Raw genomic sequence first — 22,199 nt, 5'->3', positions numbered from 1 at the left:
ACATCGACCTTTTTATTGGCCGCGGCGTCGATTTTCGCCTGGCGGTCGGCCAGCGCTTTATCGACGGCTTTCGCGACGATGGCGTCGATCTGCTCCTGGGTAAACTCCTGCGCCAGTACGGAAATTGGGCACAGCGCGGCGATAACCGCCATGGCCAATGGCAGCTTTTTAACTGTATTCATGGTTATCTCACTTTAATAATTAATATATGCAGACAATAACCGCCCCATTCTGGTTAAAATAAAAATAACCAAAATAAGCTGATTTGTTTTTTTCAGGGTACAGCTACGCCGGAGAAAAAATATCTTATTCTCAGTGGCGAAATTTAACGGCTAGTACAAATGCAGATGAATTAATTTTTTCTCAAAATATATTTCCTGAGGTTATTGAGTTTATAATCAGATTATTTGGCGAAAATCCCTTTTCCGCATAAATTCATATTTTCAGGTAATACAGGAATTACTGGCTAACGGCCCCGGCGACTGGTGCCACGCTTTTCGCCTTTTCGACTTCATTTTTTATTAATGAACGCTCATAGGCGCGCAGGAATGGCAGATAAATCACTGCCGACATCACCATGCAGATAACGCACATCACCACCGGGCTTAAGGTCCAGTTAGCCGCCCACGAGGCGCCAATCGGCGCGGGCGTCGTCCACGGCGTCAGCGACACCACCTGGCTCAACCAGCCAAGGCGGGTTGCGCCGTAAGCCAGCACCGCGTTGACCATCGGCACGCAGACGAAGGGAATAAACATCATTGGGTTCATGATGATCGGCGCGCCGAACAGAATCGGTTCGTTGATGTTGAAGAAGCTTGGCACGATGCCCATTTTGCCGATAGTCCGCAGATGCGTGACCCGGCTACGCAGCAGCAGGAAGGCCAGCGGCAGGGTCGAGCCGACGCCGCCAATCAGCAAATAGTGATCCCAGAAGCCCTGCAGGTAAACGTGCGGCAGCGCCGCGCCGGCCGCCAGTGCCGCCTGGTTTGCCGACAGGTTGGCCATCCAGAACGGGTTCATAATGCCGGTAACGATAAGCGAGCCGTGAATACCGGCGAACCAGAAAATCTGGCACATCAGCACCGACAGCAGAATCGCCGGCAGCGAATCGGAGGCGGAGACCAGCGGTTCCAGCAGATGCATAATCGCCTGCGGCAGGATCATGCCGGTTTGCGCCTCAATGAACAGGTTGAGCGGATGCAGAGTACCGATGACCACCAGTACCGGAATGAGGATCTCAAACGAACGGGCGACGCCGGTCGGCACCTCTTTCGGCAGGCGAATGGTCACGTTGTTTTGCTTCAGCCAGGCGTAAACGCGGGTGGAGTAAATGGCAGTGATCAGCGCGGTGAAAATGCCCTGGCCGGATAAATACTGAGTAGAAATTTTGCCATCGGCATAGGGCGCGGCGACCAGCAGGAAGGCCATAAACGCCAGCAGGCCAGACATGACCGGATCGAGCTGGAACTGGCGTCCGAGGCTGGCGCCGATGCCGACTGAGATAAAAAAGGTCATCACGCCCATGCTGAGGTTAAACGGCAGCATCAGCTGTTCACGGTACTGCTGGGAAAAATCCAGCCAGCCGCGGGCAAAGCCGTTAGTGGTCTCCGGCGAGAAAGGCGGAAAGATAAATACCAGCATGAAAGAGCCGATGATCATGAACGGCAATGCGGCGGTAAAGCCATCGCGGATGGCGATAACATATTTCTGTTGCCCAAGGCGTCCTGCCAGCGGAGTAATAGACTGCTCGATCACGGCAATCATCGACTGATACAGAGAACTCATTTGAACACCTCTTAGTGCGCCGCGGCGATCAGCGACAGGGCATAATTCAGAACGTTATCTCCCCGCTGCATTCCGTAATCCATCGTATCGATAGGCTGGACGGGAATATTCAGGGGAGCGGCTTTCTCGCTAAGCATTTTCAGCATGTATTTGACCTGGGGGCCAAGCAGCACCACCTGGTATTGCGGAAACTGCATATCAAATTCGGCAACGCCATAGGCGTCAATCTGCACCGGCAGGTCGCGTTCCTTTGCGGCATCCACCATTTTCCTCACCAGCAGGCTGGTGGACATCCCGGCGGAGCAACACAGCATAATCTTGTACATCGACGGCTTTCCTCATATGTAAAAAGTTATTGCGAGGATGATTTGATATCAGACGGAAACCGGTTTCCATTTATAAAAAACAGAACTGTGAGCGCGGTCAATAACTCACCGTTAGCGGCCTTACTAATTAGATTTCGCTCACAAAATAATGTCGATTTGGCGTGGTTTTTTGCCGAAATGGAAAATCGGTTTCCAAATAAAAAAGGAAACGGCTATACTGCCGCTGGTTATAATTGAAGCGATTCAGGACACAGCGTTACAGGGGCTAAGCCGCACCTGCCAGGGGAAAAAAGATGTCGACAATCAATGATGTATCACGGTTAGCCGGGGTATCGAAAGCCACGGTTTCGCGCGTGCTGAGCGGTTCGCGCGGGGTAAAAGAGGCCAGCCGCCAGGCGGTGCTTCAGGCGGCGGAAACGCTGAACTACCGGCCCAATATGATTGCCCAATCCTTACTGAGCCAGTCGACGGGCTGTATCGGCGTGATTTGCGCGCAGGACAACATCAATCAGACCACCAGCTATCTCTACGCCCTGGAAAAACAGCTCAGCCAGCATCAGAAGCATCTACTGCTGCGCTTCGCCAATAACCGCGGCGACGTATTAAGCGCGCTGGATGAACTCACCTGTGGCCTGTGCGATGACGTGCTGATCATCGGCGCGCGCTTTCCGCTGCAGATCGAGCGCCCCGATGTGGTGCTGATTGATTGTCTGGAAAGCGATGGCGAGAACAGTATTCAGTTTGATCACGCCTTCGCCGCGGAAACCGCCTGTCATTATCTGATTAATCAGGGGCGGCGGCAGATTGCGCTGATCCATCCGCAGGGGAGCGGCTTTGCCGATCAGGTGCTGCTGGGCTATAAGCATGCGCTGGAGAAGAACTTCCTGCCGTTTAATCGCAACCTGGTCTTCCTGGACTGCGCCTCGTCGTCGGTGGCGGTGCAGGAGTTGATGAATAACGCCACTACCCTGAACTTTAATGCGCTGTTGGTGAGCGATGAACTGCAGGCGCAGCGGGTAGTGCCGCAGCTGCAGGCGTTTAACCGCGCGGTGCCGGAAAAAGTAATGGTCTTCAGTCTCGCGGGTTCGCTGCAGATGCCGGGTATTCCGACCATCCCGGCGATTGAGTATTCGATGGATGCGATGGCTTCGCGGATCGTCAACTGGCTGATCGGGAAAAGCCCGCAGCCCGGCGGCAGCCTGCTGCGCGGCGACTTAATTATTCCCGAGCGTTGGGGGAAATAAAAAACCGTCGCGGCAGGCAACGGTTTTCCTGATAATTCAGCCCGTTATTTCTCCGGGCAGCGAATTTTATCAATGGCGGCCAGGTAGCCTTTTTGATTATTGCGCTCTTTCGCCAGCGTCGCTTCGCGAACGTAACTCTGGTTGTCTTTCGAGGCGAGGATTTTATTGGCGAAATCGGTATCGCTGAGGGTGCTCGCCGGGGCGCATTTTTCCTTCACCGCTTTCAACACCTGCTGTTTTTGCTGCTCAAACTGCAGGCTTTGCAGCGGCGATTCGGCCCACGCCGCGCTGGCGCTAAGGGCAGTAACCAGACACAACATCCAACACGCTTTCATGGCGCTTCTCCTTCACTTTTCGCTTCAGTCAACTATATGCGCAGCAGGTGAATTGCGCAAATGTTAGACACTTTTTGTTGTTTAAAATCAGACGATTGCTATTACGCCGCGCGTACCCGCCGCCGGGAATCCACCGCGATAAGAATGACCGAAGAGAGAATCAACAGCGTCCCAAGCCAGTCCGGCAGGGTAAAGGTAATACCCAACAGCAAGAGAGAGAGCAGGGCGCTGCTCAGCGGCTCGGCGCAGCTGAGGATCCCGGCTTTCGCGCCGCCAATCTGCTGGGCGCCGTTGAGATACAGGCTGAAGGTCAGCGAGGTACCGATCACCACGAGATAGAAAAACGCCAGCAGCAGACGGCCGTTCACCACAAAGTTCGCGCTTTGGCTGCCATAAAACGGCAACAGCATCGCCCCGCCAATCAGCATGCTCCAGCCGACGATCGGCAGCGTGCCGTAGCGGGCGATAAGCGTTGAGGGATAGGTGGTATAAAACGCCGCCGCGAAGGCTGAGGCGATCCCCCAGAACAGCGCCGCCGGCGAGATGGAGAGCGAGGTCGGGTTGCCGTGGGTGACCAGCAGGAAGGTGCCGGCAAGCGAGGTGCCAATCGCCAGCAGCACAAAGGGACTGGGCCGGGCCTTACGCGCCAGCGCGAACCAGGCGACGATAATCGTCGGCGATAAAAACTGTAGCACCGTGGCGGTGGCGGCGTTCGACTTCTCGATGGTCATCAGGAAGGTGTACTGCACGGTTAACGCGCCGACCAGCGAGAAAAACAGCAGGCTAAGGGCATCTTTGCGGTTTTGCATGACGCGGAAAATTTTGTCGCCGTGAACGAAGGCGAGCATCAGCAAAATCAGCCCGGCGAACAGCAGGCGGATCATGGTCAGATAAGGCGATGACATCTGACTTTGCTGCATAATGTACTGCGCGCAGACCCCGGAACTGCCCCACAGGACGGCGGCGATCAATACGTTCAACATCCCTCTTTTGCTGGAACCCATTTTTCCCTCGCGTGAAATAGCGCAAAGCAGGAATCATAGCACGGCGGCGACGCGGCGCGTGTTTTACTGCCGACGCCACTCGCCCGGCGTCATGCCGTAGTGTTTTTTAAAGGTTTTCGCAAATGAAGCCTGTGATTGAAAACCGCAGCGTTCGGCAATCACTTCCAGCCGCGCCTGGCGATCGAGATGTAGCAGGCGAGCGGCCATCGCCATCCGCAGCTGCGACAGCCACGCCTGCGGCGTCAGATGATAGACGCGGGCAAAATGGCGGGCGAAGGTGGCGCGCGATAAAAACGCCCGCGCCGCCATGCTCTCGATAGTCCACGGCTGTTCCGGCGCGGCCAGCACCGCGAGAACGGCCGGCATTAGCCGCGTATCGCTCATCAGGCGCAACAGGCCGCCCGGCGGCTCCTGCGCGCCGAGCAGGGTACGTAACAGCAGTACCAGCAGCGTATCGCCAAGACTGCGTACGATAGCGCTGCCGCCGGGATGTTCCGCCAGGCTTTCGCGCACCAGCACGTTAAGCAAAATATCCAGTTCCGGGCAATCTTCGCGCTCATCGGTATGTAAATGGATCAGCGCCGACTCTTCGGCGAACAGCCAGTTGACGTGCGGGCCGAAGTAAAACTCGCCGCACAGCATCTCCAGCGCGTCGCTTTCCACGGCGGTACGGACTTCCGTCAGCGTGCCGTTAAAGCGGTGGGCGACGGGCAGTACCTGACCCCACTCCACCAGGCTCTCCATCAGATGCGGCGAACCGTGCGGCAGCAGGATCACGTCGCCGGCGCGCATGTGGCGGGTTTGATGACCGACGGTTAGGCGCCCTTCGCCGCGCAACACAAAGTGCCACGGCACCACGCCCGCTCGCATTTGATCGTGTCCGGCCTGCCAGCGGCCGCCGAAACGGCAATGCAGATTCACTTCGCAACGCGGGGCCAGCAGCGTCAACAGATGGCTCAAACTATCCATGCGACTCCTGAGACGATAAGACAAAAAAATGAGACGAAGAGCGCCAGTCTAGCACGTCGCCGACCACTAAGATGTCTCCATTGCCACAACATACCCTCAAATAACAGGAGTACACCATGAGCCGTTTAGCCGATATCCGTGAACAAGATGCCACCGGTAAAGCCGCCGATATTTTCGCCGGAATTAAAAAAGCGATGGGTAAAGTGCCGAATGCCTATCTGACCATCGGCGGCCACTCGCCGGCGGCGCTCCAGCAGGCGCTGGCGCACAACGCGATGCTGCATAAAAGCAGCCTTAGCGCGCAGGAGCTGGAAGCGATTAATTTATCGGTCAGCGAAGCGACCGGCTGTGATTACTGCCTGGCCGCCCATACCCTGATGGCCAAAAAAGCGGGCTTCAGCGGCGAGCAAATCCACGCCCTGCGCCGCGGCGAGTATACGGAAGATGCGCACCTGGACGCGCTGGTGAAATTCGCCCAAACCCTGGTGACCACCACCGGTACGCTGCCGGAAGCGGATGTCGCCGCGCTGCGTCACGCCGGTTTTAGCGACCAGCAGGTGATTGAGATCATCAGCGCCGTCAGCGCCATCCTGTTCACCAACATGGTGAACCGGGTTAACGACACGGTAGTGGACTTCCCGAAAGCCGATTAACCCGTCGTCGCGCGCCTGTTTACAGTCCCAATTCGCTTAGCCCCGGATGATCGTCAGGGCGGCGACCCTGGGGCCAGTGGAACAGGCGCTCGCTTTCCGCGATCGGCAAATCGTTGATGCAGGCGTAGCGCGTGGACATTAGGCCGTGCTCATCAAACTGCCAGTTTTCATTGCCGTATGAACGAAACCAGTTGCCGCTGTCGTCGCACCACTCGTAGGCGAAGCGTACGGCGATGCGATTATCCTGCCACGCCCAAAGCTCCTTAATCAGCCGGTATTGCAGCTCTTTACGCCATTTTCGCTGCAGAAACTCCACGATTTGCCCCCGTCCGTGGACAAATTCGCTGCGGTTGCGCCATTCGCTATCCACGGTATAAGCCAGCGCGACTTTTTGCGCATCGCGGCTGTTCCAGCCATCTTCTGCGGCGCGCACCTTCTGCACTGCGCTGTCGCGGGTGAACGGCGGTAACGGGGGACGTTGTTCGCTCATCAGGACTCTCCTTTTGGGGATAATTGATGCTGCAGGCGCTGATTCTCCTGCTCCAGTTCATGAATACGCTCTTGCAGGCTCTGGCTGTATTCCGCGACCTGCTGTGCGCTGTAGCGCGGCGTAATGTGCTGCGGGCAGTTCCAGTCAAAAGCCTGCAGATGAAAACGAAACAGGCGTTCGATGCGGGCGCGATAGTTTGCCGGCGTCACTAACGCCAGCAGCTCAGGCTGCTCTTCCGCCGCCAGCACCTCGACGGTAGCGTAGATCTTCAGCCTGGCACGGCGCGGGTAATCCATCAAAAACAGGCAGGCCCGGTCGCTGCCGCGCAGGTTGCCGGTGGTAATGTACTGGCGATTACCGCCGAAATCGGCCATGGCCAGCGTGGTGTCATCCAGCAGGCGCAGAAAACCCGGCGGGCCGCCGCGATGCTGAATGTAGGGCCAGCCGTTTTGCGACACCGTCGCCAGATAAAAACTGTCGCGGGTAGCGATCATCCCTTCTTCGCTGGCGCCGAAGCGATCCGCCTGACGGCGGCTGTGCGGCGTTTGCCACAGCTGGTCGCTGCCCATTTCATGTTGTACATCCATGACATCCGGGGTGATAGCGATATCGAGAAAGGTTGCTGCCATAACGCCTCCTGAAGGTAGGGGGCTATCATGGACTGTGCTGTGAAAAATGATAATACTGCTTATCTGGTAATCATCTTTCCAGATAACGGGAGAATAATGGACCGATTAAGCGCTATGGCGCTGCTGGTGAAAGTCACTGAACTGGGCAGTATGTCGGCGGCGGCGCGGGCGATGAATATACCGCTAACGACCGTGAGCCGTAATATCGGCGAGCTGGAGAGCGCGCTGGGAGTCCGTTTATTGACGCGCACCACCCGTAAACTCACCCTCACTGATGCCGGCGTCGATTATGTCGCCGCTGCGCGGCGGATCCTCGAAGAGGTGGAAAACGCCGAACGCCGGGCAACGGGTGAATACCAGGAGCCGAAGGGCGAGCTGGTGATCTCCGCGCCGACGATGTTTGGTCGCCAGCACGTTCTGCCAATCATTAGTGAATTTATCTCCCGTTATCCGCAAATTCGCGTACGTTTGTTACTTAGCGACAGTAATGCCGATCTGGTCGGCGACCATATCGATCTGGCGGTACGGATTGGTGAACTGGCTGATAGCAGCATGGTGGCGGCCCGGCTGGGCGCGATGCGTATTGTGGCCTGCGCCCATCCCGCGCTGTTGGCGAAATACGGCGAACCGCAGCGTCCGCGCGATCTGGCGGCGTTGCCGATCATCCGTATTGAATCGCCGATGCCCTATCGTGGCTGGCGCTTTCGCGCCGTTGAACGGGAAGATCAGCTGATTAATCTGCCGCCGGTGTTGGCCGTCACCACGCCGGAGAGCGCCGCCGATGCCGCCCGACTGGGCGTTGGGGTGGCCCGCTTGCTGCACTATCAGGCGCTGGATGGCCTGCGCTGTGGGGAACTGCGTCTGCTGCTGGAAAGCGTCGAGCCGGAGCCCGCGCCGGTTCATTTGTTATATATCGCGCGGGAGCTGGCTCCGCTTAAGCTGCGGAAATTTATCGATTTTGCCGCGCCGGCGCTGCGCCAGTCCTTGCTACGCATTGCCGGGGCCGTTTAATGCGCCGCGGTTTTCAGCGGCGCCTCCTTCAATAGCCAGGAAAGGACAAACGCGACGGCCATAATGCAGGCCGCCATCAGGAATGCCGCATGGATCGCCGCGCCGAAGGCGTCGAGATAATCGAGACGGATCGCCGCTGGCAGATGCTGTACCGCCACCGGATTCATGGCTGGCGGCAGCACCGCGCCCTCAGGCAGCAGTTTCTGCAGGTTATTTTGCAGCACATGGGTAAAGACCGCGCCGAACAATGCCACGCCGATGGAGCCGCCAATCGAGCGGAACAGGGTCACGCCGGAAGTGGCAACACCGTACATCTGCGCCGGCATCGCATTCTGTACCGCCAGCACCAGTACCTGCATCACCAGCCCCAGACCCGCGCCGAGCACGCCGGTAAACAGATAAAGCTGCCACATCGGCGAATGAATGGTGATGCGGGTCAGCAGCACCATGCCGGTCACGCCGAGCAGGGTACCGATAATCGGGAAAATCCGGTATTTCCCGGTGTGGCTAATCACCCGGCCGCTGATGATGGAGGTCAGCAGCAGGCCGCCCATCAGCGGGATTAACTGTAACCCGGCCTCGGTTGGCGTCGCCTCTTTCACCACCTGCAGATAGAGCGGCAGGAAAGTGACCGAACCGAACAGCGACATGCCGATAACAAAGCCAATCAGGCTGCACAGCAGGAAGCTACGGTTGCGGAACAGCGACAGCGGAATAATCGGCTCGGCGGCAATCCGCTCTTCGTAGATAAAACCGATGATCCCCACGATGCCGAAGGCCAGAATGCACCACAGCTGCGGGTCATTCCACGCATGGACGCTGCCGCCTTCCGAGGTAAACAGGATGATGCACAACAGCGCCATGCTGAGGTAAATCGCCCCCAGCCAGTCAATCTGATGCTGGCTGCGTTTGTTGCTGCTGTGGAATACCGCGCCGATAACCAGCAGCGCGAACAGACCCAGCGGCAGGTTGATATAGAAAATCCAGCGCCACGAGGCGTGCTGTACCAGGAAACCGCCGATCAGCGGGCCGATAACCGTCGCCAGGCCGAAGACGCCGCCGAACAGCCCCTGATAGCGCCCACGGTTGGCGGGTGGGATAACGTCGGCGACCGCCGCCATGCTGATCACCATCAGGCCGCCGCCGCCGAGCCCCTGCAGCGCGCGCATCAGTACTAATTGCGTCATGTTTTGCGCAAGCCCGCAGAGCGCGGAACCGGCAAGAAACAGCACGATCGCCACCTGCAGCACGATTTTGCGCCCGAAAAGATCGCCGAATTTACCGTACAGCGGCACCACGATGGTCGAGCTGAGGATATAGGCGGTGACCACCCACGAAAGTTTATCCAGCCCGCCGAGCTCGCCAACGATAGTAGGCAAGGCGGTGGAGACAATGGTCTGGTCCAGCGCCGACAGTAGCATCACCAGCAGCAGGGCGCTGAACAGCAGGCGGATTGAGGGCGCCGGTTGGTTTGCGACTTCAGATGTCATTGCATCACTCGCTTGAAATTAATTAAATGCATAATTAATATTTAGGGAAATGATGAATCGGGTCAAGAGATCGCCAGCATATGCCAGCACTAAAAGCTAATGAAGCGCCGCGCCGCCCCGGTCGGCCACGCGGTAAAAAGCCGGGAACCGCTAACCGCGAGCAGTTGATAGATATCGCCCTGGCGCTGTTTGCTCGCCACGGCGCGGCCCGCGTGTCGCTAAATGCCATTGCCAAAGAGGCCGGGGTGACGCCGGCGATGCTGAATTACTATTTTACGTCGCGGGAAGCGCTGATTGAGAATTTGCTGGAAGAGCGCTTTATGCCGCTGCGTAACGATATCAGCCGCATTTTTGTCGACCATCCGCAGGATCCGGTGACGGCGTTGACGATGATGGTTGAGACGCTGGCGGACATGGCGGAGCAAAATGCCTGGTTCGCGCCGCTGTGGATGCAGGAGATCATCGGCGAGATGCCGATGCTGCGCCAGCACATGGATGCGCGCTTCGGCGAGGAGCGTTTTCAGGTGATGCTGGAGACGGTTCGTCGCTGGCAGCAGGAGGGGAAAATTAACCCGGCGCTGGCGCCGGAACTGCTGTTTACCACGGTGATTAGCCTGGTGCTGGTGCCATTCTCGCGCATCCATAGCGACCCGCGTTTACAGGCGGTAACCCGGCAGACCATTGTTAGCCACGCGCTGGCGTTAATGGGCCACGGGGTCGGCGGTTAAGGTGTGATTTTGTGTTAATTCCGATGCTGATACTGCTTCTGCCTTATGGCTCTCCTGGCGCAGGGATTTTCCCGGAGGCGGCGCGTTGCGCCTTGTCCGGGCTACCAAATCGCACAGTCGGGTAGCCCGGATAAGCGCAGCGCAATCCGGGGTTATCGTTACAGCGTTTTCGATAAATAGTGGCGTTGCATACCCGCGTGCGGGAAATCGGGCAGCGACATCTGCAACTGATAGCCTAATTTCTGATAAAACGGCAGCGCCTGGAAGCTAAAGGTATCGACCAGCAAATGACTGCAGCCCAACGCCTGCGCCTGCTGTTCCGCTTCCTGCATAAGCTCGCGGCCCAGGCCGTTGCCGCGCATCTCTTCGCTCACCCACAAGTATTCGATACACAGCCAGTTGCCTTTGCGTTTGGCGATAAGCCCGCCACGCATCACCGCTTGCTCATCGCGGGAGTAAATGCCCAGATCGCCAAACTGCGTCGGGTCGAGGTAGCGTGAATTGTATTCACGCAGGCCTGCCAGCAATTCTTGTTGATCGTCGGGATTAATGCTTTTTGTAATTATTAGAGCCATTAAGTTTCTCCAGTTGCACAGGCAATCGTTATATTTTCCTCTACTGACTTTCACAAAATATTCTTATTTTCTCCATTATTTTTTGTCTTAATTTTGTCGTTCAAAGTAAGCGAAATAACCTTTCCATGATTTTCGAAAGGGCGGGCTGAGAATCCCCACAATAATAATAGTGTTAAGGAACATCTACGCTCCATTTCGATATTTTCATTGAGACGAAAATGTCGCAGCGCCCATCTTTTCCTCGCGATTTAATTCACGGGGGGACGTCTTACATCTTGAGAAAATAAAATGAAACACATCATAGCCCCCATCGCAACAGCATTATTTCTCCTGAGCGGATGCGATAATGCGCAGACAACTGCGCCGCAACAACCCACGCCGGAGGTGGGAATTGTAACGCTGCAAGCCCAGCCGGTGCCGGTTGTCAGTCAACTGACTGGCCGCACGACCGCCTCGCTCAGCGCCGAAGTGCGTCCGCAGGTCGGCGGTATCATTCAGAAGCGCCTGTTTACCGAAGGCGATATGGTGAAGGCCGGGCAGGCCCTTTACCAGATCGATCCCTCCAGTTATCGCGCCGCCTGGAACGAAGCGGCGGCCGCGTTGAAGCAGGCGCAGGCGCTGGTGGTCTCTGATTGCCAGAAAGCCCAGCGCTACGCGTCGTTGGTCAGAGATAACGGCGTCTCTCGCCAGGATGCCGACGACGCTGCCTCCGCCTGCGCCCAGGACAAGGCCAGCGTGGAGTCGAAAAAAGCGGCGCTCGAGAGCGCGCGCATCAACCTGAACTGGACCACCGTCACCGCGCCGATTGCCGGGCGCATCGGCATCTCCTCGGTCACGCCGGGAGCGCTGGTCTCTGCAGACCAGGATACCGCGCTGGCGACGATCCGCGGCCTCGACACCATGTATGTCGATCTGACGCGATCCAGTGTCGATCTCCTGCGTTTACGCAGGCAGAGCCTGGCCAGCAACAGCGATACCCTCAGCGTGACGTTAACCCTTGAAGATGGCAGTACCTATCCCGAAAAAGGGCGTCTGGCGCTCACCGAAGTCGCCGTCGATGAATCCACTGGCTCGGTGACCCTGCGCGCCATCTTCCCCAACCCGCAGCACGTCCTGCTGCCGGGAATGTTTGTCCGCGCGCGTATCGATGAAGGCATCATGAACGACGCGATCCTCGCGCCGCAGCAGGGTATCACCCGCGATGCCAAAGGCGACGCCACGGCGCTGGTTGTCGATGCCGACAACAACGTTGAGCAGCGTACCGTGCAAACCGGCGATACCTACGGTGATAAATGGCTGGTGCTGAGCGGTCTGAAAGCGGGCGACAAGCTGATTGTCGAAGGCACCGGTAAAGTGTCCCCCGGACAAGCGGTGAAGGCCGTTGCCGTCAAAAATAACGGAGGCAATGCCTGATGTTCTCCCGTTTCTTCGTGCGTCGCCCGGTCTTTGCCTGGGTGATCGCTATCCTTATCATGCTTGCCGGGGCGCTGGCGATCCGCACGCTGCCGGTGGGGCAATATCCGGACGTCGCCCCGCCGGCGGTCAAAATATCCGCTACCTATACCGGAGCTTCCGCAGAAACCCTGGAAAACAGCGTCACCCAGGTTATCGAGCAGCAGCTCACCGGACTGGATAACTTACTTTATTTCACCTCCACCAGCAGTTCGGATGGTACGGTGAGTATTACCGTCACCTTTGAGCAGGGAACCGATCCGGATACCGCTCAGGTACAGGTACAAAACAAAGTGCAGCAGGCGGAATCGCGTCTGCCGAGTGAAGTACAGCAATCTGGCGTAACGGTAGAAAAATCGCAAAGCAGTTTCCTGTTAATCCTCGCGGTGTATGACAAAACCAACCGCGCCACCAGTTCTGATATCTCCGATTGGCTGGTCAGCAATATGCAGGACCCGCTGGCGCGCGTGGAGGGCGTCGGCAGCCTGCAGGTATTCGGCGCCGAATACGCGATGCGCATCTGGATGGATCCGACCAAACTCGCCTCTTACTCGTTGATGCCTTCCGACGTACAGTCGGCGATTGAGGCGCAGAACGTGCAGGTCTCCGCGGGTAAAATCGGCGCGCTACCGTCGTCCAATGCCCAGCAATTGACCGCTACCGTGCGCGCGCAGTCGCGGCTGCAAACACCTGACCAGTTCAAAGCGATCATTGTAAAGAGCCAGTCAGACGGTTCAGTGGTGCGCCTGAGCGATGTCGCGCGGGTGGAAATGGGCAGCGAGGATTACACCGCTACCGCTAATCTGAACGGCCACCCCGCCGCCGGGATTGCGGTAATGATGGCGCCCGGCGCCAACGCGCTGGATACCGCGACGCTGGTGAAAAGCAAAATCGCTGAATTCCAGCGTCAGATGCCTCAGGGCTACGATATCGCCTACCCGAAAGACAGCACCGAGTTCATCAAAATCTCGGTCGAGGACGTGATCCAGACGCTGTTTGAAGCGATTATTCTCGTGGTCTGCGTAATGTATCTGTTCCTGCAGAATTTCCGCGCGACGCTCATTCCGGCGGTAGCGGTACCGGTCGTGTTACTTGGCACCTTCGGGGTGCTGGCGCTGTTCGGCTACTCCATTAATACCCTGACGCTGTTCGCCATGGTGCTGGCGATCGGCCTGCTGGTGGATGATGCCATTGTGGTGGTGGAAAACGTCGAACGTATTATGCGCGACGAAGGGCTGCCCGCCCGCGAAGCCACCGAAAAATCGATGGGCGAAATCTCCGGCGCGCTGGTGGCGATCGCCCTGGTGCTGTCGGCGGTGTTCCTGCCAATGGCCTTTTTCGGCGGTTCGACCGGGGTAATCTATCGCCAGTTCTCGGTGACGATCATCTCGGCGATGATGCTGTCGGTGGTGGTAGCGCTAACTCTCACTCCGGCGCTGTGCGGTGCGCTGCTAAGCCACTCCAAACCTCATGACAAAGGCTTCTTCGGCGCCTTTAATCGCCTGTGGGGGCGTACGGAAGATGGCTACCAGCGTCGCGTACTCGGCGGCCTACGCCGCGGCGCGGTGATGATGGGCGCTTACGCCTTGATTTGCGGGGCGATGGCGCTGGCGATGTGGAAACTGCCGGGCAGCTTCCTGCCGGTGGAGGATCAGGGCGAAATCATGGTCCAGTACACCTTGCCTGCCGGGGCGACGGCGGTGCGTACCGCCGAGGTGCGCCGTCAGGTGACCGACTGGTTCCTCACCAAAGAGAAAGCCAATACCGAGGTTATCTTCACCGTCGACGGCTTCAGTTTCAGCGGCAGCGGTCAGAATGCCGGAATGGCCTTCGTCTCATTGAAAAACTGGTCGCAGCGCAAAGGCGACGAAAATACCGCGCAAGCCATTGCGCTGCGCGCCAACAAAGAGCTGGGCGCGATCCGCGACGCCACCCTGTTCGCCATGACGCCGCCATCGGTGGACGGCCTTGGGCAAAGTAACGGCTTCACTTTCGAGCTGATGGCCAGCGGGGGTACCGATCGCGATAGCCTGATGAAGCTGCGCAGCCAACTGCTGGCCGCAGCCAATCAGAGCGGCGAACTGCAATCGGTTCGCGCCAACGATCTGCCACAAATGCCACAGCTGCAGGTGGATATCGATAACAATAAAGCCGTCTCGCTGGGGCTGTCGCTCAGCGACGTGACCGATACGCTCTCCAGCGCCTGGGGCGGCACGTACGTCAACGACTTTATCGATCGCGGCCGGGTGAAAAAGGTCTATATCCAGGGCGAGAGCGACGCGCGCGCCGTGCCGTCCGATCTTGGTAAATGGTTTGTCCGCGGCAGCGATAACAGCATGACGCCGTTCACCGCGTTCGCCACCACCCATTGGGAATACGGCCCGGAAAGCCTGGTACGCTACAACGGCTCAGCCGCCTTTGAGATCCAGGGGGAAAACGCCGCGGGCTTCAGCTCAGGGGCGGCAATGGACAAAATGGAAAAACTGGCCGATAGCCTGCCGGCGGGTTCCACCTGGGCATGGAGCGGTATTTCGCTGCAGGAAAAACTGGCCAGCGGCCAGGCGATGAGCCTGTACGCCATTTCGATTCTGGTGGTGTTCCTGTGCCTGGCGGCGCTGTATGAAAGCTGGTCGGTGCCGTTCTCGGTGATCATGGTCATCCCGTTAGGCCTGCTTGGCGCGGCGCTGGCGGCCACGCTGCGCGGCTTAAGTAACGACGTCTATTTCCAGGTGGCGCTGTTGACGACCATTGGCCTGTCGTCGAAGAACGCCATTCTTATCGTTGAATTCGCTGAATCCGCGGTGGATGAGGGCTATTCGCTCTCGCGGGCGGCGATCCGCGCCGCGCAGACCCGTCTGCGCCCGATTGTCATGACCTCGCTGGCATTTATCGCCGGAGTACTGCCGCTGGCCATTGCTACCGGCGCCGGGGCCAACAGCCGCGTGGCGATCGGTACCGGGATTATCGGCGGCACCCTGACGGCGACGCTGCTGGCGGTGTTCTTCGTCCCGCTGTTCTTTGTGCTGGTGAAGCGTCTCTTTACCCGCCCACGTCCTTCTCAGGAGTAAGTTATGTTTCGTTTGAGTTTAATGTTTATCGCGCTCCTGACCGCGGGCTGCGTCTCTCTTGACCCGCACTACGAGCGCCCGGCCGCGCCGGTGCCGGCGACCCTTCCCGGCGCGCACGGCGAATCAACGGCGGTGGTCGGCGACTGGCAAAAAGTGGTCAATGATGTGCGGTTAAAAAAAGTGGTCAGCATCGCGCTTAATAGCAACCGCGATGTGCAAAAAGCATTGGCCGATATTGAAGCCGCTCGCGCCCAGTATGGCGAAACGCGCGCATCGTTGTTTCCCACCGTCGATGCCGAGCTGAGCCATACCCGCAGCAAAACGATCGCCAGCGGCCTAAGTTCTACCTCGCAGGCTGACGGCGCGGTCTCGAGCTTCGAACTGGACTTGTTCGGCAAGAACCAGAGCCTGTCGCGCGCGGCGCGAGAAAGCTGGCTTGCCAGCGAATTCACCGCGCAAAATACCAGACTGACGATGATTGCCGATTTGACCACCGCCTGGGTGACGCTGGCGACGGATAATAGCAATCTGGCGCTGGCGCAGCAGACGATGGATAGCGCGGAGAACTCGCGCAAAATCGTCGCTCGCCAGATGGCGGTGGGCACCGCCTCCGCCGGTGATTTAAGTTCGGCGGAAAGCGTCTATCAGCAGGCGCGAGCCAGCGTCGCCAGCTATCGTACGCTGGTGGCGCAGGATAAAAACGCCATTAACCTACTGGCGGGGGAAACCGTGCCGGAGAGCCTGCTGCCCGGTACGCTGGAGAGTCTGGGGGATAACAGCATCGCGCTGGTGCCGGCGGGGGTATCATCATCGGTACTGTTGCGCCGGCCGGATATTCAGGAGGCGGAACATAATCTCAAGAGCGCTAATGCCGATATCGGCGCGGCGCGAGCGAACTTTTTCCCGTCCATTTCGCTGACCGCCAGCGCCGGGGTCGGCAGCGATTCGCTATCGTCGCTGTTCAGCCACGGCATGCAGGTGTGGTCGTTTGCGCCCTCTATCAGCCTGCCGCTGTTCACCGGCGGCAGTAATCTGGCCCAGCTACGCTATGCGCAAGCGGAGAAAAAGGGGCTGATTGCCACCTACGAGAAATCCATTCAGAGCGCCTTTAAGGACGTTGCCGATGCGCTGGCGCGCCGGGAAACGCTGAGTGAACAGCTCGATGCCCAGCAGCAGTATGTTGCCGCCGAGCAGAAGTCGCTGGATATCGCGATGAAGAGTTATCAGGCCGGGGTCGGCGACTATCTGTCGGTGCTGACCGCCCAGCGGACGCTGTGGTCGGCGAAGGCGACGCTGCTGTCGCTGCAGCAGACCGACCTCAATAACCGCATTACGCTCTGGCAATCGCTGGGCGGCGGCGCCAGTTAATGTTCCTCTTCGGAGGTGTTATAGCACCTTAATCACTCCTGGCACATGCGTTAACTCCAGGTTGCGGTAATAAAATATTCCATCTTTATTACCGCAATATCTCTGGCTATACCTACAATTCTCCTATTATCCCAAGCGTATTAATCGTGATACTCTTCACATGCATGGAATAAAAAATTCCTTATACTGCGCGCAACTGAGAATAACGAGGTTTTTATGAGTATCGACCTGAGCAAACTGCTGACCGAGCGACGCAACGCCAACAGCGCCAACATTGACACCCTCTCCACTGTCGACATGCTGACGGTGATAAACCAGGAAGATCAGCAAGTGGCGCAGGCGATAACGCCTTACTTGCCGCAGATAGCGGAAGTCGTGGATAAAGTGGCGGCGGCGCTGCGGGCTGGGGGACGGCTGATTTACATCGGCGCCGGCACGTCGGGGCGTTTGGGTATCCTGGACGCCAGCGAATGCCCGCCGACCTTTGGCACCCGTCCGGAGCAGGTGGTGGGGATTATCGCCGGCGGACATAAAGCGATTCTGAGCGCCGTGGAAAACGTGGAAGACAATAAAGCGCAAGGGGCGATGGATCTGCAGAACCTTAACTTCAGCAACCGCGATGTGCTGGTGGGGCTGGCGGCCAGCGGGCGTACGCCGTACGTCATTGGCGCGATGGAATACGCCCATAGCCAGAATGCGTTTGTCGCTATCGTCAGCTGTAACCCGCACGGTGAAATGGCGCAGCTGGCGGACGTGGCGATTACCCCGGTGGTCGGCCCGGAAGTGGTTACCGGATCGACCCGCCTGAAAGCCGGCACCGCGCAGAAACTGGTGCTGAATATGATCTCCACCGGGGCGATGATCCGCATCGGTAAGGTCTACAGCAACCTGATGGTGGATGTCGAAGCGACCAATGCCAAGCTGATTGAGCGTCAGGTGTCTATCGTGATGGAAGCGACCGACTGCGATCGCGCCACCGCGCAGAATGCGCTGGATGCCTGTGGCCGCCACTGTAAGACGGCGATTGTGATGGTGTTGGCTGACTTAAGCGCCGCAGAAGCGCAGTCGCTGCTGGCGAAAAACAACGGTTTTATCCGCAAGGCGCTAAGCAACACCTGAGCGCCGACAGACAGGTAACAGGCAATGGCAAAAATAACTAAAGAGATGATAGCGCGGATCCTGGCCCACGTCGGCGGGGCCGCAAACGTGGCGCAGGCGGGTAACTGCATGACGCGCCTGCGCTTGACCCTGCGCGATGAAAGCCTGGCCGATAGCGCCGCCATTCGCCAGATTGATGGCGTGATGGGGGTTATCGTCAGCGATGAACAGTTCCAGGTGGTATTAGGCCCCGGCAAGGCGCAGACCGCCGCGGAAATGATGAACGGCCTGATGGAAGCGGCGCCGCAGGCAGCCGCCTCGCTGGCGGATGTGGCAGCGGAGAAAAAGCAGGCGCTGAAGAGCAAGCAGACCAGCGGGGTACAGAAATTTCTCGCGAAGTTCGCCACTATCTTTACGCCGTTGATCCCCGGCTTCATCGCCGTCGGGCTGCTGCTGGGCTTTGCTACGCTGGCGGAACAAATCTTCGTGCTGGAGAACGCGCACCCTAACGCCAGCCTGGTGGCGCTGATTGGCTACATGAAGGTATTCAGCAAAGGGATGTTTACCTTCCTGAGTATCCTGATTGGCTATAACGCTCAGAAAGCCTTCGGCGGTTCTGGCGTGAACGGCGCGATTATCGCCTCGCTGTTCGTGCTGGGCTACAACCCGGAAGCGACCAGCGGATTCTACGCCGGAATTTCGACCTTCTTCGGCCACGGTATCGACCCGCGCGGCAATATTATCGGCGTGCTAATCGCCTCGATTATTGGCGCGTGGGTAGAACGTCAGGTGCGGCGGATAATGCCTGCTAACCTCGATATGATCCTTACCTCGGCGGTGACGCTGCTGATTATGGGCGCGGTGACCTTTACGGTGATTATGCCGATTGGCGGCTGGCTGTTTACCGGTATGTCGTGGCTGTTCCTGCATCTTAACGGCAATCCGTTTGGCTCGGCGGTGCTGGCAGGGCTGTTCCTGCTGGCGGTGATGTTCGGCGTGCATCAGGGGTTTGTACCGGTCTATTTTGCGCTGGTGGATGCGCAGGGCTTTAACTCGCTGTTCCCGATCCTGGCGATGGCCGGGGCCGGGCAGGTGGGCGCGGCGCTGGCGCTGTTCTGGCGCGCAAAGCGCGATTCGCTGCTGCGAACCCAGATCAAAGGGGCGATTATTCCGGGCTTCCTCGGCATTGGCGAACCGCTGATTTACGGCGTGACCCTGCCGCGTATGAAACCATTTATCACCGCCTGTATCGGCGGCGCCTGCGGCGGTTTCTTCGTGGGCCTGATCGCCTGGCTGGGGCTGCCGGTCGGCCTGAACACGGTGTTCGGTCCCTCGGGGCTGGTGGCGCTGCCGCTGATGACCTCCGGTAGCGGAATTTATGCCGGGATGGCGGTGTACGCCGGCGGTCTGGCGGTTTCGTATCTATGCGGTTTTGTGCTCACCTGGCTGTTCGCCAGTAAAAACGTTGACCTGAGTTAAGCGTATTTCCCCGGCCACGGTTGGTTATTCGGTCAGTAGCCCCTGTAAGCGTAAGCGCTACCGGGGAAGGCGCTTAGACGATTTTCATCTTATTGATACCTTTTCGTGTTTAAAAATCGAACACAAAATCGTTATAGTTTTGCTCGAAAAATAATAATGATTTTCCATGGACTGATGGGGTACTAACGATGAAATTGCGTTTACGCACGGCGGCGGCAGTGATGCTGGCTGGCCTGCTGTTAGCGGGCTGTGACCAGAAGAATGACAATGCCAAACACATAAAAGTCGGCGTGATTAACGGCGCGGAACAGGATGTGGCGGAAGTGGCGAAGAAGGTGGCGAAAGAAAAGTATGGCCTCGACGTCGAGCTGGTGGGCTTTAGCGGTTCGCTGCTGCCGAACGATGCCACCAACGCCGGGGAGCTGGATGCCAACGTCTTCCAGCATCGTCCCTATCTGGAACAAGACAACAAAGCGCACGGTTACCACCTGGTGGCCATCGGCAATACTTTCGTCTTTCCCATGGCCGGCTATTCGCGCAAGATTAAATCCGTTGCGGATATTAAAGATGGCGCGACTATCGCCATTCCCAACGACCCGACCAACCTCGGCCGCGCGCTATTGTTATTGCAAAAAGAGCAGCTGATTACCCTCAAAGCGGGTACCGGCCTGCTGCCGACGGCGGTGGATATCACCAGTAACCCGCGAAACCTGAAAATTATGGAGCTGGAGGGTGCGCAGCTGCCGCGGGTGCTGGACGATCCGAAGGTCGATGTCGCCATTATCAGTACCACCTACCTGCAGCAAACCGGGTTATCGCCGGTGCGCGACGGCATCTTTATTGAAGACAAAAACTCGCCGTACGTGAACATCATTGTGGCGCGTGAAGACAATAAAGATGCCGAAAACGTGAAAGAGTTTATGCAGTCGTACCAGTCGCCGGAAGTGGCGAAGGCGGCAGAAACCATCTTCAACGGCGGCGCGGTACCGGGCTGGTAATCATCTACGCTGCGCCATCAGGTGCAGCAGCGGCACCAGAGACAGCCCGTCCGGCATTTCACCGCGGGCGATCAGCTGGTTTATCTCCTCGAAGGTAAACCAGCCGGTTTCCATCACTTCATCCTGATCTGCGTCCATGCCAACCCAGCTTAAATCGGTGGCGAGCCAGGTGATAAACAGCTGGTCGCTGCTGCCGTATGACGGGTTGTAGCGGATGATTTCCTCAGCGTGTTGCGCCTGCCAGCCGGTCTCTTCGCGCAGTTCGCGCAGCGCGGCGACGGCGGGCTCTTCCCCTTCATCGACGCCGCCAGAGGGAATGGCCCATACCACCTTATCGATCAGATAACGGTAGTGGCGAATCAGCAGCACTTTGTCGTCCTGGAGCGCCACAATCCCGACCGCCGGGCGTGGGTAGTGAATGGAATAAAAGTCGCGCCGCTCGCCGGGGGCGACATCAATACCTACCTTGCGCATGCTGAACCACGGCGTCTCGGCGATGACCTGCGGATTATGCATATCGGCGGCGGTTAGTTTCTTTTTCATCCTGCCATTCCTGTAGAAAGTCTAACCTTCAGAACAACATAGCCGGCTGTGATTGGCAACCGTCGCAGGTTGGCCCGATTCCATCGATCATTGCCCAAACGCCCATATTGCGCCAGGCTGGTACTCAGTACGATGTTCGCAGATTACCCCACAGAGGAACGCTAACATGAACATCACCCATATCCGAAATGCTACACAGATTATTGAATACGCTGGTAAAAAATTCCTGATCGATCCAATGCTGGCGGACAAAGGCGCCTGGCCGGGATTCCCTGGAACCGCGCGCAGCGAGCTGCGCAATCCGCTGGTGGCGCTGCCGTTTTCTCGTGAAAAAATTATCGACGTCGATGCGGTAATCGTCACCCATACCCATGACGATCATTGGGACGAAGCGGCGATCGCGGCGATCCCAAAAACCCTACCGGTATTCGTCCAGCATGAAGCCGACGCCGCGCTGCTGCGCAGCCAGGGATTTCAGGATATCCGCCTGCTGTCGGCAGATAGCGAATTTGCCGGCGTTAGTCTGCAGAAAACCACTTCCGGGCAACATGGCAGCGACCGTACCTACGCGGTACCGGCGATGGCTGAACGTCTGGGCGAGGCCTGCGGCGTGGTATTCCGTCATCCGCAGGAGAAGACGCTGTGGCTGGTTGGCGATACCATCTGGCGCGATGAGATCGAAGCCGACATGCTGAAGCTGCGCCCGGATGTGGTGGTGTTGAACGCCGGCTACGCTCACGTTATCGGCTTTGGCCCGATTATCATGGGCAAAGAGGACCTGTTGAAGGCGCATTTCGCCCTGCCGGAAGCGAAAATCATGGCCATCCACCTGGAGGCGGTCAACCATTGTCTGGTGAGCCGCGAAGAGATGCGCCAGTACGTCGCGGATAATCAGATTGCCGGGGTAGTCAGTATTCCGCAGGATGGGGAAACCGTTGTTTATTAACCTGCTCA

The 22,199-nt window shown here is 57.9% G+C and carries 21 protein-coding genes and 1 pseudogene; 11 read left to right on the top strand and 11 right to left on the bottom strand.

Annotation, left to right across the window (positions count from 1 at the left end; genetic code table 11):
- The 3 genes and pseudogenes from PGR10_RS21340 to PGR10_RS21330 all read right to left on the bottom strand — a co-directional run.
- Positions 1–182: pseudogene (locus tag PGR10_RS21340) on the bottom strand (carbohydrate porin); the annotation flags it as partial.
- 277 nt (positions 183–459) lie between these two features.
- Positions 460–1,785 carry a PTS cellobiose transporter subunit IIC gene (locus PGR10_RS21335; RefSeq protein ID WP_015703869.1) on the bottom strand — a complete coding sequence of 442 codons (1,326 nt, stop codon included), beginning with the start codon at positions 1,783–1,785 and terminating at the stop codon, positions 460–462.
- 11 nt (positions 1,786–1,796) lie between these two features.
- Positions 1,797–2,111, bottom strand: coding sequence for a PTS sugar transporter subunit IIB (locus PGR10_RS21330; protein ID WP_015369080.1), 315 nt, complete (start codon positions 2,109–2,111; stop codon positions 1,797–1,799).
- A gap of 293 nt (positions 2,112–2,404) precedes the next feature.
- On the opposite strand from PGR10_RS21330, the gene PGR10_RS21325 reads away from it, so the two are divergent.
- The gene (locus PGR10_RS21325; RefSeq protein ID WP_020077647.1) at positions 2,405–3,355 is read left to right on the top strand and encodes a LacI family DNA-binding transcriptional regulator; all 951 of its coding nucleotides are present in this window, start codon (positions 2,405–2,407) and stop codon (positions 3,353–3,355) included.
- 44 nt (positions 3,356–3,399) lie between these two features.
- Here PGR10_RS21325 and PGR10_RS21320 read toward each other — a convergent pair whose 3' ends face one another.
- The 3 genes from PGR10_RS21320 to PGR10_RS21310 all read right to left on the bottom strand — a co-directional run bounded on the left by PGR10_RS21320 (position 3,400) and on the right by PGR10_RS21310 (position 5,663).
- On the bottom strand, positions 3,400–3,690 hold the full coding sequence (locus PGR10_RS21320) for a YicS family protein (protein WP_015369086.1): 291 nt from the start codon (positions 3,688–3,690) through the stop codon (positions 3,400–3,402).
- Positions 3,691–3,791: 101 nt separating this feature from the next.
- On the bottom strand, positions 3,792–4,694 hold the full coding sequence (locus tag PGR10_RS21315; protein ID WP_045375196.1) for an EamA family transporter: 903 nt from the start codon (positions 4,692–4,694) through the stop codon (positions 3,792–3,794).
- A 63-nt stretch (positions 4,695–4,757) separates the two neighbouring features.
- On the bottom strand, positions 4,758–5,663 hold the full coding sequence (locus PGR10_RS21310) for an AraC family transcriptional regulator (RefSeq protein ID WP_047047585.1): 906 nt from the start codon (positions 5,661–5,663) through the stop codon (positions 4,758–4,760).
- A gap of 116 nt (positions 5,664–5,779) precedes the next feature.
- Between PGR10_RS21310 and PGR10_RS21305 the strand changes: the two genes are divergently transcribed.
- Complete coding sequence (locus PGR10_RS21305; protein ID WP_045362948.1) at positions 5,780–6,316, top strand: carboxymuconolactone decarboxylase family protein; 537 nt, start codon at positions 5,780–5,782, stop codon at positions 6,314–6,316.
- Positions 6,317–6,335: 19 nt separating this feature from the next.
- Here the strand turns inward: PGR10_RS21305 and PGR10_RS21300 are convergent, their stop codons facing one another.
- Both PGR10_RS21300 and PGR10_RS21295 read right to left on the bottom strand, forming a co-directional pair.
- On the bottom strand, positions 6,336–6,806 hold the full coding sequence (locus tag PGR10_RS21300) for a DUF1348 family protein (RefSeq protein ID WP_046883272.1): 471 nt from the start codon (positions 6,804–6,806) through the stop codon (positions 6,336–6,338).
- Positions 6,806–7,435: a pyridoxamine 5'-phosphate oxidase family protein gene (locus PGR10_RS21295; protein ID WP_430924070.1), complete on the bottom strand. Its 630-nt coding sequence runs from the start codon at positions 7,433–7,435 to the stop codon at positions 6,806–6,808. Before PGR10_RS21295 ends, PGR10_RS21300 begins: the two co-directional genes overlap by 1 nt.
- 39 nt (positions 7,436–7,474) lie before the next feature.
- Here PGR10_RS21295 and PGR10_RS21290 point away from each other — a divergent pair, with 39 nt between their 5' ends.
- Positions 7,475–8,446, top strand: coding sequence for a LysR substrate-binding domain-containing protein (locus PGR10_RS21290; protein ID WP_430924069.1), 972 nt, complete (start codon positions 7,475–7,477; stop codon positions 8,444–8,446).
- On the opposite strand, the gene PGR10_RS21285 is transcribed toward PGR10_RS21290, so the two are convergent.
- A complete protein-coding gene (locus tag PGR10_RS21285) occupies positions 8,443–9,936 on the bottom strand; it encodes an MDR family MFS transporter (RefSeq protein ID WP_015369093.1) in 1,494 nt (497 codons plus the stop codon). The genes PGR10_RS21290 and PGR10_RS21285 overlap by 4 nt on opposite strands.
- An 80-nt stretch (positions 9,937–10,016) precedes the next feature.
- Here PGR10_RS21285 and PGR10_RS21280 point away from each other — a divergent pair, with 80 nt between their 5' ends.
- Complete coding sequence (locus PGR10_RS21280; RefSeq protein WP_045390522.1) at positions 10,017–10,664, top strand: TetR/AcrR family transcriptional regulator; 648 nt, start codon at positions 10,017–10,019, stop codon at positions 10,662–10,664.
- Positions 10,665–10,822: 158 nt separating this feature from the next.
- Here PGR10_RS21280 and PGR10_RS21275 read toward each other — a convergent pair whose 3' ends face one another.
- Positions 10,823–11,239: a GNAT family N-acetyltransferase gene (locus PGR10_RS21275; protein WP_113374075.1), complete on the bottom strand. Its 417-nt coding sequence runs from the start codon at positions 11,237–11,239 to the stop codon at positions 10,823–10,825.
- A 288-nt stretch (positions 11,240–11,527) separates the two neighbouring features.
- On the opposite strand from PGR10_RS21275, the gene eefA reads away from it, so the two are divergent.
- From eefA to nlpA, 6 genes are all read left to right on the top strand, one after another.
- Positions 11,528–12,652, top strand: a complete 1,125-nt coding sequence (gene eefA / locus PGR10_RS21270; RefSeq protein WP_430924068.1) for a multidrug efflux RND transporter periplasmic adaptor subunit EefA — start codon at positions 11,528–11,530, stop codon at positions 12,650–12,652.
- Positions 12,652–15,759 carry a multidrug efflux RND transporter permease subunit EefB gene (gene eefB / locus PGR10_RS21265; protein WP_032713037.1) on the top strand — a complete coding sequence of 1,036 codons (3,108 nt, stop codon included), beginning with the start codon at positions 12,652–12,654 and terminating at the stop codon, positions 15,757–15,759. Before eefA ends, eefB begins: the two co-directional genes overlap by 1 nt.
- Positions 15,760–15,762: 3 nt before the next feature.
- Complete coding sequence (gene eefC / locus PGR10_RS21260) at positions 15,763–17,127, top strand: multidrug efflux RND transporter outer membrane subunit EefC (protein WP_045390534.1); 1,365 nt, start codon at positions 15,763–15,765, stop codon at positions 17,125–17,127.
- Between the two features lie 216 nt (positions 17,128–17,343).
- Entirely contained in the window at positions 17,344–18,246 is a 903-nt protein-coding gene (gene murQ / locus PGR10_RS21255) for an N-acetylmuramic acid 6-phosphate etherase (protein WP_430924067.1), read from the top strand.
- Between the two features lie 24 nt (positions 18,247–18,270).
- Complete coding sequence (gene murP / locus PGR10_RS21250) at positions 18,271–19,704, top strand: PTS N-acetylmuramic acid transporter subunit IIBC (RefSeq protein WP_213794226.1); 1,434 nt, start codon at positions 18,271–18,273, stop codon at positions 19,702–19,704.
- Between the two features lie 188 nt (positions 19,705–19,892).
- Positions 19,893–20,702 (top strand): lipoprotein NlpA, encoded by an 810-nt coding sequence (gene nlpA, locus PGR10_RS21245; protein WP_015703853.1) that lies wholly within the window; start codon positions 19,893–19,895, stop codon positions 20,700–20,702.
- Here the strand turns inward: nlpA and PGR10_RS21240 are convergent, their stop codons facing one another.
- The gene (locus PGR10_RS21240) at positions 20,703–21,245 is read right to left on the bottom strand and encodes an NUDIX domain-containing protein (protein ID WP_020077657.1); all 543 of its coding nucleotides are present in this window, start codon (positions 21,243–21,245) and stop codon (positions 20,703–20,705) included.
- Positions 21,246–21,411: 166 nt separating this feature from the next.
- Here PGR10_RS21240 and PGR10_RS21235 point away from each other — a divergent pair, with 166 nt between their 5' ends.
- The gene (locus PGR10_RS21235; protein WP_271032696.1) at positions 21,412–22,191 is read left to right on the top strand and encodes an MBL fold metallo-hydrolase; all 780 of its coding nucleotides are present in this window, start codon (positions 21,412–21,414) and stop codon (positions 22,189–22,191) included.
- Positions 22,192–22,199: the final 8 nt, after the last annotated feature.

Origin of the sequence: Klebsiella sp. 141198 (assembly GCF_050600785.1) — a bacterium.
GTDB lineage: Bacteria > Pseudomonadota > Gammaproteobacteria > Enterobacterales > Enterobacteriaceae > Klebsiella > Klebsiella aerogenes.
This window is presented reverse-complemented; position numbering and strand designations above follow the sequence as displayed.

Excerpts from the sequence above, each read along its gene's own strand:
- murQ (WP_430924067.1), top strand. The coding sequence starts at position 17,344 with ATGAGTATCGACCTGAGCAAACTGCTGACCGAGCGACGCAACGCCAAC.
- PGR10_RS21335 (WP_015703869.1), bottom strand. The coding sequence starts at position 1,785 with ATGAGTTCTCTGTATCAGTCGATGATTGCCGTGATCGAGCAGTCTATT.
- PGR10_RS21275 (WP_113374075.1), bottom strand. The coding sequence starts at position 11,239 with ATGGCTCTAATAATTACAAAAAGCATTAATCCCGACGATCAACAAGAA.
- PGR10_RS21295 (WP_430924070.1), bottom strand. The coding sequence starts at position 7,435 with ATGGCAGCAACCTTTCTCGATATCGCTATCACCCCGGATGTCATGGAT.
- PGR10_RS21315 (WP_045375196.1), bottom strand. The coding sequence starts at position 4,694 with ATGGGTTCCAGCAAAAGAGGGATGTTGAACGTATTGATCGCCGCCGTC.
- PGR10_RS21300 (WP_046883272.1), bottom strand. The coding sequence starts at position 6,806 with ATGAGCGAACAACGTCCCCCGTTACCGCCGTTCACCCGCGACAGCGCA.
- PGR10_RS21240 (WP_020077657.1), bottom strand. The coding sequence starts at position 21,245 with ATGAAAAAGAAACTAACCGCCGCCGATATGCATAATCCGCAGGTCATC.
- murP (WP_213794226.1), top strand. The coding sequence starts at position 18,271 with ATGGCAAAAATAACTAAAGAGATGATAGCGCGGATCCTGGCCCACGTC.
- eefA (WP_430924068.1), top strand. The coding sequence starts at position 11,528 with ATGAAACACATCATAGCCCCCATCGCAACAGCATTATTTCTCCTGAGC.
- PGR10_RS21280 (WP_045390522.1), top strand. The coding sequence starts at position 10,017 with ATGCCAGCACTAAAAGCTAATGAAGCGCCGCGCCGCCCCGGTCGGCCA.
- PGR10_RS21330 (WP_015369080.1), bottom strand. The coding sequence starts at position 2,111 with ATGTACAAGATTATGCTGTGTTGCTCCGCCGGGATGTCCACCAGCCTG.
- eefB (WP_032713037.1), top strand. The coding sequence starts at position 12,652 with ATGTTCTCCCGTTTCTTCGTGCGTCGCCCGGTCTTTGCCTGGGTGATC.
- PGR10_RS21310 (WP_047047585.1), bottom strand. The coding sequence starts at position 5,663 with ATGGATAGTTTGAGCCATCTGTTGACGCTGCTGGCCCCGCGTTGCGAA.
- eefC (WP_045390534.1), top strand. The coding sequence starts at position 15,763 with ATGTTTCGTTTGAGTTTAATGTTTATCGCGCTCCTGACCGCGGGCTGC.
- PGR10_RS21285 (WP_015369093.1), bottom strand. The coding sequence starts at position 9,936 with ATGACATCTGAAGTCGCAAACCAACCGGCGCCCTCAATCCGCCTGCTG.
- nlpA (WP_015703853.1), top strand. The coding sequence starts at position 19,893 with ATGAAATTGCGTTTACGCACGGCGGCGGCAGTGATGCTGGCTGGCCTG.
- PGR10_RS21235 (WP_271032696.1), top strand. The coding sequence starts at position 21,412 with ATGAACATCACCCATATCCGAAATGCTACACAGATTATTGAATACGCT.
- PGR10_RS21320 (WP_015369086.1), bottom strand. The coding sequence starts at position 3,690 with ATGAAAGCGTGTTGGATGTTGTGTCTGGTTACTGCCCTTAGCGCCAGC.
- PGR10_RS21325 (WP_020077647.1), top strand. The coding sequence starts at position 2,405 with ATGTCGACAATCAATGATGTATCACGGTTAGCCGGGGTATCGAAAGCC.
- PGR10_RS21305 (WP_045362948.1), top strand. The coding sequence starts at position 5,780 with ATGAGCCGTTTAGCCGATATCCGTGAACAAGATGCCACCGGTAAAGCC.